The following is a 13,307-nucleotide window of genomic DNA, read 5'->3' as shown; positions in this document are numbered from 1 at the left end:
CGAGCGGGATCGTCGCCTGTTGTGGCTGCTGGCCGAACACCAGGTGCTGACCACGGGGCAGATCGCGTCACTGGAGTTTTCGTCACGGCGCCGTGCGCAAGACCGTTTGGCGCGGTTGCGGTCGTTGGGTGTGCTGTTCGCGTTCCGTGACTCGTACATGTTCGGCGGGACCAGTGAGGCCCGCTACGCGCTCGGCTATATAGGGGCGCGGACGATCGCCGCCGCGCGGGCGGTGACCCCGCCGACCGCGAAAGCCCACATGCAACGGCTGGAACGGCTCGCGTTCTTACCGACCCTCACTCATCAGCTCGGGGTGAACGGGTTTTTCTGCGGGCTGGCCGCGCACTCGAACCCCACCCGCACCGATGACGGCGGGGCGGGGAGGCTAACGCAGTGGTGGCCGGAACGCCGCTCGGCGGAGTTCTTCTGGACCAACCAGGGAACCGACGGGGGCGAGGCGCGGGTGCGGCCGGACGGCTACGGCTGCTGGGAGTCCGGCGGCCGCGCGGTGCGGTTCTTCCTCGAATACGACACCGGTACCGAGTCGCTGCGGGTGCTGGCCCGCAAGATCGCCGCCTACAGCGCGTTCTACACCGATCGGTTCGGGGTGCTGCTGTTCTCCCTGCACTCCGCGCGGCGGGAACAGGCGTTCCGGGCCGGGCTGGTGAAGTTCCTCGGTGGACACGATCCGGGCGTGGTGATCGCGACGACCGCGCGGGACCTGCCGGGCGCCGATGATCCGGCGGGAGAGGTGTGGACGTTGTGGTCCGGCCGTGACCATGGTCCGGTCACCCGGCTCACGTTGGCGAACCTGCCCGAACGGGGTCCACGGGTGAGCCACCACGCCCCGGAACTCCCGTACGGGGAAGCGGCGTTCCAGCCGGGCGACAAGGCGATCATGCCGCTACTCACCGCCGCGCCCGCACCACCGCGCGAACCGGCGTGGTGGGACTCCCCGTCCGGCCTCACTCCCCGGAGGTCCGCGTGAACAACCAAGCCACCACCGAGCAGGAAGACGGGTTGTCGGTGGCGCGGCTGGCTGAACTGGCAGCCGCGTGCGCCGTCCCGGACGGCGGGTTCACGGTCGACCCCGTCACGGGTGTCACGCCGCGTACGGGGTTCGCGGTGTCGGTGCACCCGCAGTACGAACACGTCACCGAGGCACCCGTGACCCCCGATGAGCTCGCCGCCTACCTCACCCGCCACGCACCCATCCTGCATGTGGAGGGAAGGGCGTTCGGCGGCTGGCACAACCCCGACACCGGACGCGTGTACCTCGATGTGTCCATTGTGGTGCCCACCCTGGCCGAAGCACTCGACCACGGATGCGCCGCCCGCCAACTGTCCGTCTACGACCTCGCGACCGGGGCATGCATCGACGTGCCCGCCCCTGCCAGCACCGCCGGAAAGGAGCCGCCAGCCGAACCCACGCCGCCGATACCCGCACCACGCGCCGAGAGGACACCGCCACCATGCCCACCCGGCAATCACGCCCGCACCGCCACCTCAAGACCACCCAACAAGCCACCCGCAGGAGGGAAACGTACGCCGAAGAACAAGCCCGACTCGACGCCGAAGCGGTCGACCGGTGGGCCGCGAAAGTCGCCGACCTCCCGCCGCTCACCGAAGACCGGATCACCTCACTCGCGGTGATCCTTAACCGCATCGACAAACGCCGCCACGCCGCCAACGCTGAGAGGAACGACGAAAGCCGCCGCGCGGCCTGACACACCGACGACCCGAGGACACACCCGCCCCCGTTTCCGGGGTGGTGTGGCCTCGGGTCGTTGCTCTATCAGGCCGCGTGCTGGCCGCGCGTACGGCGCTTGGGCTTGTGCGGGTCGATCCGCACCCGCTTGGGGTCGAACTGCCGTTTCCCGTTCTTGGCGGCAGGGTCGAGATACAGAGTGTCGCCGCTGAGTGCGTCGGTGAGCATCGCGCGGCGTTCATCGAACTCGGCCGCGTCCCACTGCGCCGCCGCGTCCTCACTGCTCATCGCCTCGGTAGGACCGTCCGGGTTCCCGCCGGTCAGTTCGTCCCGCTCCGCTTCCAACCGCGCGTGTGTGGCCATCAGCGGTTCATTGGCCGCATCGTAAGCGTCCTCGGTCATCTTCCCCGCGCCGAGTTTCGCCGCGATCGACTTCAACAAGCGCTCACACTCACCAAGTTCGGTGTGGATCTCGGCCAATCGTTCCGAGACACGCGCACGCGCGGCCCGGATCGCTGCCGCGTGCTTGGTGTCCGACAACCGCGAAATCACCAGCCCGCGCAATTCACGATCCACCCGCCGCATATCGGCGCCGACCTTGCCGCACCCGCCCGAACTCTTCGAGCACCCGTACTGCCGTCGCCGCTCACCGTCTGGGTAGTTCCCCGAATGCGGGCGCCCGCTCACACCTCGCCCGCACAGCGGGCACCGCAAGATCCCCGACCCTACGTATACCCCGCTCGGATGCTGACCCTGCGTCCGTCCCGCACACAACGCGCGCAGCTTCGTGAACTTCTCCGGCTTCACGATCGGCTCACCCGGCATCGTGCCCACCACCACGCCGTCATGCTCGATCAGACCAGCGTTAATCGGCCTGAGCAGTACCTCCCCGACCTGGCGCGGCAGCCACCTCTTACCCGTGATCGTGAGCAGTCCCGCCGCGTTCCACTCATCCGCGATCGTGGATTGGAACACCCCCGCCAACACGGCGTCCGTGGCGTCACGCAACGCCTCGCGTTCCCGTCCCACCAACTCCGCCGGAACCGGCTTACGGATGTCCTTCCCGTCCTCGTCCAACCACTGTTCACGCGGCACGGTCCGATCCAGACCAGGAAACCCGAACCGACGCCCCTGGTGATGCGGAATACCGCGCTTGCGCAGCACCTCGAACCGCCGCGAGATCCGCTGAGACGCCTCATCGGAGTTGCGCTGATTGTGCGCGACCTCCTGCCGTAGCTGGTACCGGTCGTTGTAGTCGGTGAGGTCATAGCGGCCGTGTGAGGACGCCACCGTGTACGAGTCATAGCCCGTGCCCTCGATCAGCTTGAACAGGTCTTCAAGATCCTGTGACTGCCGCCAACCACGGTCGGTGTTCCACAACACCACCCCATCCGACGCCCGCGCCGCGACCCGCTTCATGATCCGTTCCCAGCCCGGACGATGCACCTTCGGGTTCCAGGCCGACAGCTTCGGGTCCGAGATCTCCTCACCCAGCACGCCGCCCAACCGGTCGATCACATCCCGGTTGTCGGCGTGCTGGGTCTCGCACTTCTCCAGCTTCCCCGCCTGATTCCGCGACAGGCGCGCATACGAGTCCAACACCGGCTGACGCCCGCCCTGACCTGCACTAACCTGATGACTGAATCCCATGTGATCCACAGTAGGTACATAAGACAGGTTCAGCTAGAACCCGAAGCGCCACTCACGACCCGCGAGGCCGACGCTGAGCCGGAGGCGGCGGGACCGTCTTTGCCAGGACGATGTCCGCCAGCCGGATCGTGGTGAGACCGCGTTTGGTCTCCACCGTGCATTCCGCGTCGTCACGGGAGCGCAGGTAGCCGAGCGCGTCGGTGAAGCCGCCCTCGATCCGGTACCGCACGACGACCCGCGTGCCGACAGGGACGTCCGGGAGGGTCACCGGTTCAGGTGCGCGGTGAGCTCGTCGTCGCTCGGTTCGACCAGGTGGGTGCCGTCCGGCCAGACGATGGTCGGGATCCGCCGCTCACCGTTCTGAAGCGCTCGCACGGTCTCCTCGGCGCCGGTGTCCGCTTCGACGTCGAGGTAGGCGTACTCGACGCCCTTCGCGTCCAGCAAGGCACGGCTGCGTTTGACGTCGGGGCACCAGCCGGCGCCGTACACGGTGAGGTCGCTCATGGATCACAGCATGCCAGGTCGCGGTCCGGCGGCGTGTTCGGCGAGGGCCGAACGGTCGGCCAGCCCGGTCTTGGCGAGCAGGCTCGCGACGTGCTTCTCGACCGTCCTGGGGGAGATGTGCAGCCGGGCGCCGATGTCCTTGTTGCCCATGCGTTCGGCGAGCAGCACCAGCACCTCGTACTCGCGCACGGTGACCCCGGCGGCGCGCAGGGCACCGGGGACCCGGTCGACACCGGCGCGGCGCTGCCGGACGGGCGCGCCGAGCTTGCGGAGCAGACTCCGGCACGCGGCGGCGACCGCCTGAAGGTCCCTGCCGTGGAAGTACTCCTCGGCCTCTTTGAGCCAGCCAGCCGGGTCGCCCCAGCCGTCGGCGGCGGCCGGTTCGGCGATCAGCCGGAGCCCGAGGTGCCGGGCCAGCGGATACGGCGCCGACGTCGCCAGCGCGGCGGCCACCGCTTGTCCGGCCTCCGCCGTCTCGCCTCGCCTGCCGTGCTCGACGGCGTGCGCGAATTCGACGAACTGCCGGTTCCACCGCATCCCGCTCACGGCGGAGCCGGGCTCGGGGCAGGCGGCCCCGCCGAGCGTGTCGAGGAGCGTCCTGAGTCCGTGCTGGCCGGCGAGGTGGAACCGGCTCGGCCGCCGGTCTTCCAGCGTGATCACCTGATCGAGTTCGCGGCGGGCGCGGTCGGCGTCTTCTTCGAGCAGGGAGCAGAAGACCCGTGCCAGTCCGATGCTCAGCACCATCTCCTGCGCCTTCTCGCCACCGCTCTCCCGGAAGTCCCCGAGCGCCTGTTCCATCGCCGGGCGGTCCGCCCGGTGCCCGGCCGACATCGCCCTGGTCATATGCGCGTACTGCAGCAACGCGGTCAGCCGGAGCCTGCCGAGCACGGCGAGGTTCTCCTCCAGCAACGCGTGCGCGGTCTCGAACTCGCAGCGCAGGATCGCGTGCATGGTGCGCACGGAGTCGACAGCGCAGTGCAACGTGATCGACCCGGTCCGCTGGGCGTCCGCGCGGGCGAGCAGCAGCGTCTGTTCGTCACCGTTCATCAGCACGCGATGCCCGCCGAGCCGCACCAGCGCCTGGGTGCGGAGGTGGTGCAGGTGGTTGTCCTCGGCGGTCCGCCGCGCGAGCTGCATGTAGCGCTCCGACTCGCTGAGGTCCCTCGACAGCGCGAGCATGCCGAGCACCTGAAGCGCCTGGCACACGACGAACGGCTGTTCGGTCTCCTCGGCCACTTTCCACGCCTGACGCGCGAGCTGTTCCGCAGTGCCGGTCCGGCCGGGGACGTCGAGCCAGAGATTCGCTTCGACGGCGTCGAGCGCGGCCTGCTGGGCGGGCGAGATCGCCGAACCCAGGGGAGCGCGGGCGCGTTCGATCTGGCCGAGGCATTCGTCGTGCCGCCCGGCGATGTAGGCGGCCCAGGCCAGCTGGGTGTGCAGTTTGGCGGCCCGTTCGAGGGTCCCGATCTCGCCGAAGCCGTCGGAGAGTTCGACGGCGCGGTCGAACTGCCCGGTCTGCCCGAGCGCGTACAGCAGGGTCTCCAGTACCTCGGCCCGATCACCCGCGTCCGCTCCGGCGAGCAGGTCGACGGCTTTGGTGAGCATCGTGACCGCCGAGTCCGCGGCACCGGCGTCGAGGGCGCGGCGCCCGGTCTCCGCGAACATGCGGCCCGCCTCCCGCTCGTCGAGCGCGGTCAACCGAAGCGACGCGACGAGTGCACACAGATCGCCCGGCAGTCCCGGGTACAGCTTCTCGACGGCGTCGGCGGCTTGGCGGGCGAGTGTCGCTTTCCGCGCCGGTGCTTGGCGCGCCAGCAACGCTTCCGCGGTCAGCGGATGCCGGAAGGCGTACCAGCCGGGCGTCGTCTCGTCGGTGGTCACCAGGTTCGCCGAGACCGCGGCGCTCAGGTGGTTGTGCAGGGTCCGGTCGTTCGTTCCGGTCACCGTCTGCACCACCGACAGCGGGAAGCGGCGGCCGATGATCGCGGCCACCGACAGCAGCTCACCCGCCTGCTCGCCGAGCTGCTCCATCCGGACGCCGATACTGGTGACCAGCGCGGCGGGTACCCGGGCGCGGAGTTCGCCGATCACCCGCCAGCCGTCCCGGCCCTCGACCAGCAGGCCGTCGTTCACCATGCCGTGGAGCAGTTCTTCGACGATGAACGGCAGGCCGGCGCTGTTGCGCCACAACAGTTCCGCGGCGGGCGCGGGCAGATGTCCCGGCTCGGTCTCCAGGCAGGCGGCGGCGAGGGCGCGGGTATCGGAGAGGCCGAGTCTGTCGAGTTCGAGGACGGCGCAGCTCATCCGCTGGGCACCGGAGGTCGCGAGGCGGAGGGCGTCGGAAGGCTCGTTGCGGAGTGTGCCGACGAACAGCGTCTGCGCCGCGGCCAGGTTGTCGACGAGGTATTCGAGGATGAACAGCGTCTCGGCGTCGGCGTCCTGGAGGTCGTCGAGGACCAGGAGCGCGCCGCGGTCGCGGCTGGTGACGGCCAGCAGCCGGAACACCGCTTCGGCGAGCACCATGAGCGAGCCCGATTCGCGTGGCCGGTCGCCTTGGCTCCAGTCGGGGATGAGCTGGGCCAGCACGGGGATGAAAGGGTCGAGTTCGGCGACCTCGGGCGGTCCGCCGCCGCGGAAGTACGACAACAGTGCCTGGGTCAGCGGCCGGAACGGGACCAGCGGGCCGATCGAACTGGCCCGGCCCTGCAGGACCGGGATGTCCGCGGTCACGGCTCGTGAAGCGGCTTCGATCGCGAGCCGTGACTTGCCGATGCCCCCTTCGCCCACGAGAAAGATCGCGCCGCCGCGACCCGCGATGGCGCGATCAAGGGCTCCGGAGAGCTCGTCCAGTTCGGCGTCGCGGCCGATCACCCGCGACGAACGGATTCCCACCGCCGTGACTATAGCGAGCGGAATCCCCTGTCACCGGGAAGAGCCGATCACGAAGGCGGGCGGCGCGTGCCCGCCTCCGTGGGCCTGTCTCAGATCCAGCCGCCGGTGAAGACGCTGACGACGGACGGCGATCCGGGGTCGCCGGACAGGGTGGCGAGCGGGTTGGCGCTCAGCCGCGGCTTGCTGCCCGCCAGCGCGTGGTTGCGCGAGCCGACCTCGAGGGCGCGCGGCAGGTTCACGGCGCCGAGGGCGTCTTCGGTGGCGGGCAGATCTCTTTCGTACATTCGGTTCTTCTCCTCATACTCGGTTTACCGGCGGAATGACGGTGGCCGCGGGATGCGGCCGGTCGGGGCGGAGCAGGAGCGCGGACGGGACCCGGTCGCCGAAGCCCAGCCGCAGCAGGCCGTAGCCGATGCCCGCCAGGCCGCTCAGCAGCCCGGGCGCGGGGACCGCACCGGGAGTCCCGCAGCGGGCACCGCGCTGGTCGATGGCGGCGAGCAGATGACCGGTCCGGCGACGCACCGCGCCGGCGGCGCCAGTGTGCCCGTTCTCCGCCAGCACGCACAACACTTCCAAGACTCCGGACTCGCCGTGACACAGGCTGAGATCCTTCAAGGGCGCACCGTCGGACAACCGTTTGATCGTCCTGTCGAGCTGGAGGGCGTGGGCGGGATCGGGCAGATGGGCGGCCTGGCCGAGGGCGTCGCCCGCGAGGCCCTCGCACCAGCCGCCGGTACTTTCCGCCCGATAGTCCGCCTTTCCGGGCGGTTCTTCGCCGGTCCGGTCGTGTGCCCGCAGGACCCAGTCGATCCCGGCGGAACCGCGCGCGAAGCCCGTCCCTTGTGGACGTTCGCGGTCGAGCAGCTGCCCGGCGTAGCGGTCCGCCTTCGCCAGCGCCGCCTCCAGTCCGGTTTGGACATAGACCGAACGCATCGAGGCGACGCCGCCCGCCAGCCCCGTCGTGAACCCGGACGGTGTCGCGGGGGTGGCGTCGGGCATCAGGTCGACCGCCTGCTCGATCAGGTCGCCCGCGGGCAGGCCGACCAGCGTGCTGAGCCGGGCGATCGTGTACGCGACGCCGCCGAGCCCGAGAAGCCCGCCGCAACCGGCGGTGGCGGCCAGCTCGCGGTCGGCCCGAAGGGTGGCGAAGAGGCCGGGGAGCGGGCTGATCGCGTACGCGGCCAAATCGCGATAGCGCGCGATTCCGGTCAGCTCGGCGAGCTGGGCGAGGAACAGGGCGACACCGCAGTAGCCCTCGCCGAGTCCCGCGCCCATCGGCAGCACGGTCCAGTAGCGGTCGTCGACGAGCTCGATCCCGAGCCAGTTGGAGCGGCGCTCGTCGGAGAAGGCGTTGGCGACGATGTGATCGGCGATCCCGCACGCGGTGACCAGCAGCCGCTCCGCGTCGGGCGCCTGGTTCGGCACGGCGGTCTCCGCGGTCTCGACGCCGCTGTGCTGCCCGGTGGACGCCGTGCTGATGGCGAGGGTGGCCGAGATCAGCCACTCCTGGTCGCGCTGGTCGAGCGGATCCATGTCGGCGACCTTCGCCAGCACGGTGTCCAGCGAAGGCCGGTCGACCACGCCTTCGACACCCTCGCCGCGTGAATCCAGCAGCGACGTCGAGCCGGGGTTCGAGGTGAACATCGGCACGTCGCCCGCCCACAGGTCGGCCCGTTCGTGCGGTACGAGCCGCAGCAGCTTGTCCTCGCCCGCGGAGTCCTCTTCGAGCAGATCGAACGCGCGGTCGCGATCGGCGGCGTCGCGCAGGAGGTCGGGGTGGGTGGTCTCGTCGAGCAGGCGGAAATAGAAGTTGGTCGGCCGGATGAGCACCCGGATGGGGTCGTCGGCGCAGCGCCGGAGTTGCTCGGCGAGTTCGTCCCGCGCGGTGGAGATCGCGTCGTAACCGTGCCGGAATCCGGCCAGAAGCGCGGCGCTGTGCTCGGCGGGGGTGACGTCGCGGCCGTCGAGGCGGGGGAGGTTGTTCCCGCCCGCGAGTTCGCCGGGCACCCGGACCAGCCGCATCCTGTCGGTGCCGGGATCGGCCCAGTCGACCCGGTCGGTGGGCAGTTTGCCGCCGCGGCCGGCGAGTCCGGAGATGTCGACGGCGCCGTGCTCCCCGGCGAAGAGCTGGGGGAGCAGCAGTGTGCGCTGGACCGAGCGCGCCAGCATCGCCGCCGCGGGGTCACCCTCCGGCGGGTCGGGCGGCGACGGCTGGAACAGCGTCTCGATGTCGATCAGCACCGGCTGGTCGCCGCAGGCGATGATGTTCTCGTAGTGGACGTCGGTGGCGTCGAGCGCGTGCAGGAGCGCCAGGAGGATGCCCTGGCGACGGTAGAAGCGGTCGACGTCGGCGATATCGGCGCACGGCCGGTGCTCGACGAACCGGAGCCAGCCGTACCCGGCGCGCGGCAGTGCGTCGGCGGTCCGCAGTTCGAGGCCGGGCAGCCGCTTGTTCAGCAGGCCGACGACGTCGGTGAACCGCTCGTGCAGGATCAGCGGGCGGGGTTTGTAGATCACCTTGGCGCCGCTGGAGAAGCGGAGCAGCTTGACCGACCGTCCTCGTGCGTGCGAGTCGCCGATGCCGACCGCCACCTCGACGAGCGTGCCGAGTTCGCCGTCCACGACCGAGCCGGGCAGTGCGGCGGCGTCGGCGGAGAACCGGGCCAGCATTTCGGCGTGGGCCTCAGCGGCGTGCAGACAGGCTTGGGCGAGGATCCGGGCCAGGACCGGGTACTCGCTGAACAGCCGGACGAGCCCGGCCGGAGTGGCTTGGCGGCGCGCGAAGTCGGAAAAGCGCTCTTCGGACGTCTCGCCTTCGAGAGTCCCGGCCTTGCGGGCGCGGTGGAGTTCGAGGACCAGCGTGCGGACCGAGAGTTTGAGCAGATGCTGGTCCAGCTGAGCCGCGAAACCTTGACGGAGAGCTTCGGCGTCGGCATCGGCGAGGTCGTCGGGGACCGCCGTACGGGAGGCGGCGTCGACCAACGACCTGAAGACCCCGGCGAACTCGACACGCCAGTCACCGACTGGGGGGCGCTCCGGCAGAAGCGTGGTGACAGCGTGTTCGGCGAAGTCCGCCCATACGGGCTTGTCCGCCTTCGGTTCGCGCGGGGTCCGGCCGTGCACCCACCACTCCGGCGGCAGGGACGTCGCCGATGTCTGGGGCGTCACGGCGGTAATGCTTCCAGTTCGGCCGGACCCGCACATGGGGGCGACACCCCCACATTCAGCGCACGCACGAAGATGCCCGGAGAGTGACGACGGGGGAGGGCCGCACCGGAATATGGGGTCCCGGTACCCATGCGCGGGGACCGGTCCCGGGGTGACCATGGTCAGGTGGCGCGGAACTCGCGGTGATCGCAGAGGGATCACCGCGGTGTCGGGCGCGGGCCGGTTTCTGGGGGTCCGGCCCGCGCCGCGATCCGCCGCGGATATCGGGATGACGGGCGCCGCCGGTGGGCGGGGACAGGGGTGCGGTGACCGGACGGCTGATCCACACCGGACAGGTGGTGCTGGACCTGGTCATGCGGGTTCCGGAGCTGCCGGTGCCCGGCGGCGACGTCATGGCGTCCTCGATGGACTTCCTGCCGGGCGGCGGGTTCAACGTGATGGCGGCGGCCGCCAGGGCGGGCGCGGACGTCCTCTACGCCGGCCTGCACGGCGCTGGCGGCTTCGCCGACGTCGCCCGGGCGGCGATGGCCGCCGAGGGCATCACGCTCGCGCACGCGCCGCTTGCCGGGGGAGGCACCGGGATCGTGGTGGCGCTGGTGCAGGACGACGGTGCGCGCACGTTCGTCACCGGACCCGGCGCCGAAGGCCGGATGCCACCCGGCCTGCTCGACGCCATCACGCCGACGGACCAGGACGTCGTGTACGTCACCGGGTACAGCCTGCTGCACGAGACGAACGCGAAAGCGCTCCTCGAATGGCTGCCGCGTACGGGCGAGGCCACCGTGCTGTTCGATCCTGGACCGCTCGCCGGGAAGATCCCCGCCGCCGTGCTCGCCGGCGTGCTGGCGCACGTGGACATCATGAGCTGCAGCGCCGGGGAAGCGACGACCCTGGCGGACGGGCACGTCGAGGTGCTCATCGTCCGGGAGGGTCCCGCCGGATGCCGGGTCGTCTCCGGGGGCCGCAGCGTCACCGTGCCCGGTTTCTCAGTGGCCACCGTGGACACCAACGGTGCGGGAGACGCGCACTGCGGGGTACTCGCCGCCGAACTGATGGCTGGGACCGGACTGCTCGAAGCCGCGCGCCGGGCGAACGCCGCCGCCGCGATCGCGGTGACCAGACACGGTCCGGCCACGTCGCCCGCCAGGGCCGAACTGGACGCCTTTCTCGGGTGAGACCGCATCACCCGAGTCGTCGCTCCTCAGTCGGGGGCGGCAAGGTTTCGACTTGGTGATGCAGTCGCGTGAGTACCGATCTTTTGCAGGGCTTGCCGTGCCGTAAGACCCCACCCGCCCGTGCATAGGGGTGGAGGAGGTCCCGGTTCCAGGCACCGAACCGGTCGATCGGTTCTTCCAGCTGGGCCCAGTCGCGCTTGATGACGACGGTGTCACCCGGCTCCAGCCGCAGGGGGAGGATCTTGTCGACGTCGATGCTGAATCCACTGAACCGCTTGGCTCGGTGGCTTCCCAGCCGGAAGCCCGCTTCGTCGACGGTCGTGCCGAGCCGTCCGCGGTTCGTGACGGCGACGTAGACGGCGATGGTGACCGGGGCCGTGCCGAGGGTGCGGACCGAAAACCCGCAGACCACGTGGACACGGGCGCCGGACTTGGCCCAGGAGAGCACCTGCCAGCCCAAGGACGACATGGACACGATCAGCGCCAGCCAGGCGACCACAGTGGTCATCGGTAGATGAGATCAGCTCTCCTCCCCTGCTTCAAGGTGGCCTGTGGGCTGGGACATCATCCGGAGCCGTCGCGTGGTTCCTCGGGCATGATCGACTCATGCGCGTCCTGTCGGAGAGTCAGCTCGGTTCCGTTCTGGCGGGCGTTCCCGCGTCGCAGCCGCGGGTGGTGGTGAGCGGGAACTTCGCCACGCCGATGCGCGCCCTGAAGGTGCTGGACACGGCGCTGGCTGAGTACCGGTTGTTCGCGTTGAACGCGCAGGCCGGAATGCCGGACCGCCCTGGCGTGCTGCTGGAAACGCCGTTCGTGGGTGCGGGGATGCGCGGGCGCGCGGGGTTGCGCTACTTCCCGTCCCGGCTGTCGCTGGTGCCGCAGTTGCTCAAGCACTCGCTGCCGCCGGACGTCGTCCTGCTGCACACCTCGGTTCCGGTGGACGGCGTGGTGTCACTGGGCACGGAGGTGAACATCCTGCCTGCGGCCGTCGAGGCGGTGCGGGCCCGCGGGGGCCTGGTCGTCGCGCAGCTCAACCCCGAGATGCCGTTCACCTACGGCGACGGCATGGTGCCTGTCGACGAGATCGACTACGCGATCGAGGCGACGGAGCCACTCCTGTCGCCGGTCCCTCGGCCGGTGGGGGACACGGCGCGGACCATCGGCGAGCGGGTGGCCGGGTTGGTCGCGGACGGCGCGACCCTGCAACTGGGCATCGGCGGGATCCCGGACGCGACCCTGGCGGCGGTGACCGGACGGCGTGGACTCGCGATCTGGTCGGAGATGTTCAGCGACGGCGTGCTCGCGCTCGATCGCGCCGGCGCCCTCGATCCGGCGGAACCGGTGACGGCGTCGTTCGTGTTCGGCAGTGCCGAGCTGTACCGCTGGCTCGACCGCAATCCGCGGATTCGCCTGCTGCGCACGGAAAAGACGAACGACCCGGCCGTGATCGCCCGGCAGCGCGGGCTCGTCTCGGTGAACAGCGCGCTTGAGGTGGACCTGTTCGCGCAGGCCAACGCGAGCCGGGTACGAGGAGCGATCTACTCGGGATTCGGCGGTCAGACCGACTTCGTGGTCGGGGCGCTGCACTCACCCGGTGGCCGGGCGATCATCGCGCTGCCGTCCTGGCATCCGAAGGCCGACGTTTCGACGGTCGTGCCCCGGCTCGCCGGGCCGGTGACGTCGTTCCAGCACAGTTTCCTGGTCAGTGAGCACGGTGTCGCGACCATCTGGGGCAACGACACGAACGAGCAAGCACGGCAAATCGTCGGCCACGTCGCGCATCCGGCGGCCCGGGAAGAACTCGTGACGCGGGGCAAGGAGCTGGGGTTCGCGCTTTAGCGGCGAATTCGGCCCCGAAATACCGGAACCCGGTAAAGGAACACGGTCGTGTCCCTTTACCGGGTCGCAAACACGGAGGGACCGACCCGCGCCAACAGACCGGCCCCCGTCAAACCCTGTGCCTAGAGCGTCAGACCAGCCAGCCGAGCACGTGAGCCAGGTGCGCGAGCAGACCCGAGATCAGGTCGTGGCCGTGGTGCACGTGCTGGGTGAACATCTGCATTGAGGGGCTCCTTGTTCGGATTTCGTGTTCGGTTGTTGCTCTCGCGAGGAGCGATCGAAGATTTTCACCGGGTTGGCAGCCTGTCAAAAAACGATTTCCCGGGCAGGCGCCGAGTCGTGAATCTTCCCACGATAAACACGTAAGGCTT

11 protein-coding genes are annotated in these 13,307 nt (G+C 70.0%); 4 read left to right on the top strand and 7 right to left on the bottom strand.

Going from position 1 to position 13,307, the window contains the following annotated elements; all coding sequences use genetic code 11:
- The first annotated feature begins 19 nt into the window (after positions 1-19).
- Both ACFOSH_RS23925 and ACFOSH_RS23920 read left to right on the top strand, forming a co-directional pair.
- Complete coding sequence (locus ACFOSH_RS23925; RefSeq protein WP_378241276.1) at positions 20-988, top strand: replication-relaxation family protein; 969 nt, start codon at positions 20-22, stop codon at positions 986-988.
- Positions 985-1,653 carry a hypothetical protein gene (locus ACFOSH_RS23920; RefSeq protein ID WP_378241275.1) on the top strand — a complete coding sequence of 223 codons (669 nt, stop codon included), beginning with the start codon at positions 985-987 and terminating at the stop codon, positions 1,651-1,653. Before ACFOSH_RS23925 ends, ACFOSH_RS23920 begins: the two co-directional genes overlap by 4 nt.
- A gap of 142 nt (positions 1,654-1,795) precedes the next feature.
- Here ACFOSH_RS23920 and ACFOSH_RS23915 read toward each other — a convergent pair whose 3' ends face one another.
- The 6 genes from ACFOSH_RS23915 to ACFOSH_RS23890 form a co-directional block, all read right to left on the bottom strand.
- Positions 1,796-3,358 (bottom strand): recombinase family protein, encoded by a 1,563-nt coding sequence (locus tag ACFOSH_RS23915; RefSeq protein WP_378241333.1) that lies wholly within the window; start codon positions 3,356-3,358, stop codon positions 1,796-1,798.
- A gap of 52 nt (positions 3,359-3,410) precedes the next feature.
- On the bottom strand, positions 3,411-3,626 hold the full coding sequence (locus ACFOSH_RS23910; RefSeq protein WP_378241274.1) for a putative acetyltransferase: 216 nt from the start codon (positions 3,624-3,626) through the stop codon (positions 3,411-3,413).
- Complete coding sequence (locus ACFOSH_RS23905) at positions 3,623-3,862, bottom strand: glutaredoxin family protein (protein WP_378241273.1); 240 nt, start codon at positions 3,860-3,862, stop codon at positions 3,623-3,625. The genes ACFOSH_RS23910 and ACFOSH_RS23905 overlap by 4 nt, the downstream gene beginning before the upstream one ends.
- Before the next feature lie 3 nt (positions 3,863-3,865).
- The gene (locus ACFOSH_RS23900; RefSeq protein ID WP_378241272.1) at positions 3,866-6,754 is read right to left on the bottom strand and encodes an ATP-binding protein; all 2,889 of its coding nucleotides are present in this window, start codon (positions 6,752-6,754) and stop codon (positions 3,866-3,868) included.
- Between the two features lie 89 nt (positions 6,755-6,843).
- Positions 6,844-7,038, bottom strand: a complete 195-nt coding sequence (locus ACFOSH_RS23895) for a hypothetical protein (RefSeq protein ID WP_093935228.1) — start codon at positions 7,036-7,038, stop codon at positions 6,844-6,846.
- Between the two features lie 13 nt (positions 7,039-7,051).
- Positions 7,052-9,922 (bottom strand): type 2 lanthipeptide synthetase LanM family protein, encoded by a 2,871-nt coding sequence (locus tag ACFOSH_RS23890; RefSeq protein WP_378241271.1) that lies wholly within the window; start codon positions 9,920-9,922, stop codon positions 7,052-7,054.
- Positions 9,923-10,227: 305 nt separating this feature from the next.
- Here ACFOSH_RS23890 and ACFOSH_RS23885 point away from each other — a divergent pair, with 305 nt between their 5' ends.
- Entirely contained in the window at positions 10,228-11,097 is an 870-nt protein-coding gene (locus ACFOSH_RS23885; protein ID WP_378241270.1) for a PfkB family carbohydrate kinase, read from the top strand.
- 7 nt (positions 11,098-11,104) lie between these two features.
- Here ACFOSH_RS23885 and ACFOSH_RS23880 read toward each other — a convergent pair whose 3' ends face one another.
- On the bottom strand, positions 11,105-11,605 hold the full coding sequence (locus ACFOSH_RS23880) for a hypothetical protein (RefSeq protein WP_378241269.1): 501 nt from the start codon (positions 11,603-11,605) through the stop codon (positions 11,105-11,107).
- Between the two features lie 98 nt (positions 11,606-11,703).
- Here ACFOSH_RS23880 and ACFOSH_RS23875 point away from each other — a divergent pair, with 98 nt between their 5' ends.
- Positions 11,704-12,936, top strand: a complete 1,233-nt coding sequence (locus tag ACFOSH_RS23875; RefSeq protein ID WP_378241268.1) for an acetyl-CoA hydrolase/transferase family protein — start codon at positions 11,704-11,706, stop codon at positions 12,934-12,936.
- The last annotated feature ends 371 nt before the right edge of the window (positions 12,937-13,307 follow it).

Source organism: Amycolatopsis speibonae (genome assembly GCF_042647925.1).
GTDB lineage: Bacteria > Actinomycetota > Actinomycetes > Mycobacteriales > Pseudonocardiaceae > Amycolatopsis > Amycolatopsis speibonae.
This window is presented reverse-complemented; position numbering and strand designations above follow the sequence as displayed.

Bases quoted from the DNA above. Each gene is read 5' to 3' on its own strand.
- ACFOSH_RS23880 (WP_378241269.1), bottom strand. From the start codon at position 11,605: ATGACCACTGTGGTCGCCTGGCTGGCGCTGATCGTGTCCATGTCGTCC.
- ACFOSH_RS23875 (WP_378241268.1), top strand. From the start codon at position 11,704: ATGCGCGTCCTGTCGGAGAGTCAGCTCGGTTCCGTTCTGGCGGGCGTT.
- ACFOSH_RS23905 (WP_378241273.1), bottom strand. From the start codon at position 3,862: ATGAGCGACCTCACCGTGTACGGCGCCGGCTGGTGCCCCGACGTCAAA.
- ACFOSH_RS23915 (WP_378241333.1), bottom strand. From the start codon at position 3,358: ATGGGATTCAGTCATCAGGTTAGTGCAGGTCAGGGCGGGCGTCAGCCG.
- ACFOSH_RS23895 (WP_093935228.1), bottom strand. From the start codon at position 7,038: ATGTACGAAAGAGATCTGCCCGCCACCGAAGACGCCCTCGGCGCCGTG.